The following is a 5097-nucleotide window of genomic DNA, read 5'->3' as shown; positions in this document are numbered from 1 at the left end:
ATACTTAACTAATTCTATCTAACTAACTCTGAATCCTTGTTCCACTATCCTGCCCTATAGTTTAATAAGAAAATCCGCATAATGGTTCTATAAAAGCCCCCTCCCTTTTAGTTCACATTTTTCTCGTAGTGTGCAATTAATTCTTTTCGATGGCTTTATAATCGGAAATAAACCTAACTTTTGATCATATATTAATAAGAGGTGAATGAAATGAATAAACATCTTAAACAAACATTTGAAATAAATTTTTTAAAAATTGGCATAATCGCCAATGCTGGAGTTATACAAATTGGTTGTGGGTCTGGTGTAAAACCACGCCTCCCTCATGCTGGATATACTCAAATCGGAACATCATTAGTACATCTAACAGCAATATCTCCTTCTGTCCCACTAGCATCACCAGTAGGTCGAAATTAAAAAAATCTGCATCTCCTTAAGTCGCCATTTCCGTCGATTGTTTCACTATTTATTCGAAATGCGACATAACGAATATTTTATTTACTTCTCTATAAATGGATTTATTTTTCAATTTTAGGAAAAGATAATTTTTGTTCAGACAAGACAGTCACCCTGGAAATCTCCACTCATATGCCTTGTGCCAACTCCAATGTGTCTGAGTTACTTCTTAAAAAATGATATAAAATAAACCTGAACAAAATATCCTTTGCTAAACCTTTTTGCTTCGGAGCCTTAATGGCTCCTTTTTTACGTTGTCCATTTTTATTGCAGCGTGTCTAAGCGACGCTTCTTTTTTTAACTTTGCATTTGGTGTCTTTTGTTAGAATTATCTCGACCCTTTACTGCATATTTTTGTGTCCAAAAACATCGTAGAGTGCTTCATTGAATATTTCTAAATTAGGTATACGACTAGTCCGTAAAAACAAAAGTTCACATAGATTAATGGTGACACAAGACAAATTCACATGGAGGTTATTTAACGATGAATAGAAATTTTCCACCATCAAATATGATGCCAAATATGATGCCAAATATGATAGCACCTGTACAACCAATGCCAGCCCAATGTTGCCCGCCACCACCTTGTCCGCCAACTTACTGTCCGCCACAAGTGTTTCCAACTCAGTATGACCCGGGACTAGTTGACCCTGCACAACAATACGTAAAAACAAACTTATTTAATAAAGTAGTCTCTCATGTCCATCCTTCTCATACGACAACAGTCAACAAGCATCATGTTAATCATCAACATTATTTTCCCCACACAGAATCATGTGTAAATGAATGCTGTGAAACACATACAATGTGTGGATGTCCAGTCAACCCTTGTTGTCCATCAGGTCCATTTGGATATTAATTTTCTCTAAGCCCCCTTTTAGGGGGTTTTGTATTTCCGTTACCAAATACTAAACAATTTCATATACTATTAAAGTTCCAGAAACATGCTCTCCTTAGGTACCTTATGGGTGCCTTTTTTATTTAAAATAAATTGGTTTTTCTTATTACGCAAAATGGGTCAATTGCGAATTTAATAAACAACTTCTTCTTCCACTAACCTTCCATTTGGTTGAAGAAGAAAAGGGCTTGACTCTTTATTAAAGTAAAGAACGCCTTTAGTTTAATAAAAAAAAGCCGCCAAGGATCGGCAGCTGGTCTTCAATATAAGCACCAGTTTTTTTTAGTACAATTCTTCACAATCTGTCACGATAGTTGAACAAGGAATAGGAGATGCCTTATTTAAGCATAGAACCCTTTTAGTTGAAAAGCAGTGTTTAAAAATCGAAAACTAAATTAAAGAAGCCAACATTTTTGTTGGTTTCTTTAAAACTTATTATGGTTTCCTTTGATAAAAATAGTTGGGCTTTTTAATTTCATTATTATACGGTTTATGAAAAATATGTGTTGTAGCTGGTGATAAGGGTGGAATGAGCCAAGTCCAATCACCTGTTACTGACCTTTCACTCTCCATTTCTTTTTCTTCAAACTTTTTAAATTGTTGAGCAGCCGTATGATGGTCTACTATACTAACCCCATCTTCCTTATAAGAGTGTAATACTGCTGTATTCAATTCTAAAAGTGCCCTATCCTTCCATAAAGATATATTACTTTTAATATCCAACCCCATTAAATTTCCTATTTGAGGAAGCATATTATACCGCGTTTCATCTGCTAAATTTCGCGCTCCTATCTCCGTGCCCATATACCAGCCATTAAATGGAGCCGCAGTATAAGTAATGCCACCAATTTCTAGAATCATATCAGAAATCATCGGTACTGCATACCATTTCAGGTTTAAATCTTTAAACCAATTGTAATGAGGATGGAGTATTGGAACTTCGAGAAGAAGTCTTTCTGGAATCTCGACTAATTTTGGAGGGTTCTCATTAATTTGAATAACTAAGGGTAAAACATCAAATTTTCCAAACTTCGGCTCCCATCCTAGATTTATACAAGTCTCAGTAAAGGATACAGAGTGCGGATCCCCTAAAACACCTTTTTCAGTTTTATAACCTGCATAGCGGACTAATTGGTGATTCCAAATATTTATCTTTTTACTAGAAGTTTTTTGTGAAAAAATTGTGATTGTAGGGCGGATCCGTCCCCTATTAGTTGCATATTCGATATGCTCAAATAAAGCTTCAATAATTTCCTCTTCTGAATTTAAATTCCTTTTATCGATAACATTTAAGTGATCCCAAAATAATCTGCCTATGCAACGATTACTATTACGCCAAGCTACTTTTGCTCCATATTCCAGTTCCACAGCAGTGTGTTCATAATAACCTTGGTCTAATATCTGTTTACTAATTTCTTTTAACCTATTATCTAGTTCCTGTTCAGTTTTATTTAATTCTCTATAACAAGAACGAATATATTCCTTTGCTTCTATAAGTAAATCATTAATCAAAAAAATCCTCCTTTGATGGACCATGTTCAAATAATATCATAGTGGATTTAAATAAAAAAAAACAATTGTTACAAAATCAGCACATAATCCCAATTTAGCACACTGAATTTTTATTAAATTCAACAGCCACGTTAGAAGAACAATAATAAAAGAGCCGCAGCAGCGACCCTTTATTAAGCTCAAGCACCCTATAGTTTAAGTACACTTCTTCACAAACTTTCCCTTTGCTAAAAAAAGAGACTATTCCAAATTAATACCAAAGCTCCATTAAAAATAGAATTTGTCCAAGCGCCCATCAATATATATTCAACAAAGAACATAAGTTGAATTAAAATACAGGAAACTTATTTATGTGAATTGGAGGTAAAAAATGTTTATACCTAATCCCGTTAATACAGCAATTGTCATAACGGACCCACAAAATGACTTTCTGTCCCCCGGAGGTAAAGGATACCATTTAACAAAAAAAATTATTGAGCATTACAACACACTAGGTAACCTTGAAATTCTAATAAGTACAGCCGTGAGTAAAGGATATCAACTTTTTATATCCCCCCATTATATATATCCCCATGATTATAGTTGGCAATTTACTGGGGCTGAACAAGAAATGTTATTAAAGCTTCGAATATATCAAAAACAAAATGACTACACTTCTGTAGGAGCCGACTGGGTCCCTTCACTTAAGCCATACATTTTATCTAACCAAACTGTCATTGCGACCGCCCATAAGATTGCCAGTCCGCAGACAAATGATCTTGTTTACCAATTACGTCAGCATAGGAAAGAAAAGGTGATTTTGGCAGGTGTCTTATCAAACATTTGTGTAGAATCCCATATGAGAGACTTAATCGAGAATGGATTCCAAACAGCTGTTGTTTATGATGCCACTGCCACCATAAGTGAAAAGGATTTTCAAGCAGCTGTTACAAATTATCAGGCATTCAGCAGTGCTACATGGTCAACTCAACAGGCAATCTCTCAATTATAAGAAATAAAACATTGTCCAAAGAGTTGACTTAAAAGGGTTGCTATTGAAAACAACTCTTTTTGTTTAATTCTAAAGTTCTTCCACTAACCTGCCCGTTAGCCATCCATGCAGCACAAAATCAGTGATGCACCACAGAGAATGAAAATGGGTAGGAAGTGTCAATACTGATACTGACCTTAATCCAGTCACCCCTAATCCATAGGCTAATTAATTAACGCTCTCCTCTTTTTTTAACGATTGAGCAGGGTCTTTTTTAGTATTGTCATTTTTCTATTCTTGAAGAAACTTATTTTCATGGTAGACAACCATGCCGCGCTACGGCACCATCAAATGAATGAAAATGGTTCATAATCCCGTCTAGTTTTCATTATTCCTGTCAATCCTTTTTATAGGCTGGCGAAGGAAGGTCGTTCAACTATGGTGCCTCGAGCCCGCATGGTAGACTGATTTTTAACGACCAGGTGCACCACAAATTGTCGCTCCCTCACGGGAAGCACGCAGGATAGATTAATCTTATATGGTTGTTGCACCAGCCTTAATTTACTTCAGCCCGTAGAAAGGAAGATCATAATGGATGTTGTTAATGAACGATGTTGTGGATTAGATATTCACAAGAAGAGCATTACGGCTTGTGCCATTACTCCAAAAGGAAAGGAGATTCAAACATTTGGTACTATGACACACGATCTGATTAAATTAATAGATTGGATTAAAAGTAAATGCTGTTCTCACGCTGCTATGGAACGTACCGGTGTTTATTGGAAACCAATATATATAACCTTCTTGAATTAGAAGACATTCAACCAATGGTTGTCAACGCTGCTCACATCAGGGCTGTCCCGGGACGCAAAACCGATGTTAAAGATGCTGAATGGATCGCAAAATTGCTTCGTCACGGTCTTCTTCAATACAGTTACATTCCGAATCGAGATCAAAGAGAATTACGGGAACTTGTTCGATACCGCCGAAGTCTTATTGAAGAAAGATCAAGAGAAATAAGTAGAATGCAGAAAGTGTTGGAAGGTGCTAATATCAAACTTTCATCCGTTGCAACAGACATTATGGGTGTGTCCGGACGATCAATGATTGAAGGAATCATCAATGGGATTGATGATCCACAAGTATTAGCTGGAATGGCAAAAAGCAGTATGAAAAAGAAAAAGGATGATTTGGAACGTGCCTTATTCGGATCTGTCGGACTCCATCAAAAGATGATGTTAAAAACTCAGCTTTCACATAT

The 5097-nt window shown here is 35.9% G+C and carries 4 protein-coding genes and 1 pseudogene; 4 read left to right on the top strand and 1 reads right to left on the bottom strand.

Annotation, left to right across the window (positions count from 1 at the left end; all coding sequences use genetic code 11):
• Positions 1–210 precede the first annotated feature (210 nt).
• On the top strand, positions 211–417 hold the full coding sequence (locus ACIQXV_RS29645; RefSeq protein ID WP_402965950.1) for a spore germination protein GerPB: 207 nt from the start codon (positions 211–213) through the stop codon (positions 415–417).
• A gap of 523 nt (positions 418–940) precedes the next feature.
• The gene (locus ACIQXV_RS29640; protein WP_402965947.1) at positions 941–1315 is read left to right on the top strand and encodes a CotD family spore coat protein; all 375 of its coding nucleotides are present in this window, start codon (positions 941–943) and stop codon (positions 1313–1315) included.
• A 474-nt stretch (positions 1316–1789) separates the two neighbouring features.
• On the opposite strand, the gene ACIQXV_RS29635 is transcribed toward ACIQXV_RS29640, so the two are convergent.
• The gene (locus ACIQXV_RS29635; protein ID WP_402965944.1) at positions 1790–2866 is read right to left on the bottom strand and encodes a nitric oxide synthase oxygenase; all 1077 of its coding nucleotides are present in this window, start codon (positions 2864–2866) and stop codon (positions 1790–1792) included.
• Between the two features lie 370 nt (positions 2867–3236).
• On the opposite strand from ACIQXV_RS29635, the gene ACIQXV_RS29630 reads away from it, so the two are divergent.
• Complete coding sequence (locus ACIQXV_RS29630; protein WP_402965941.1) at positions 3237–3857, top strand: cysteine hydrolase family protein; 621 nt, start codon at positions 3237–3239, stop codon at positions 3855–3857.
• A 570-nt stretch (positions 3858–4427) separates the two neighbouring features.
• Positions 4428–5097 (top strand): annotated as a pseudogene (locus tag ACIQXV_RS29625) (IS110 family RNA-guided transposase); the annotation flags it as partial.

The sequence above is a fragment of the Neobacillus sp. NPDC097160 genome (assembly GCF_044762155.1).
GTDB lineage: Bacteria > Bacillota > Bacilli > Bacillales > Cytobacillaceae > Neobacillus.
This window is presented reverse-complemented; position numbering and strand designations above follow the sequence as displayed.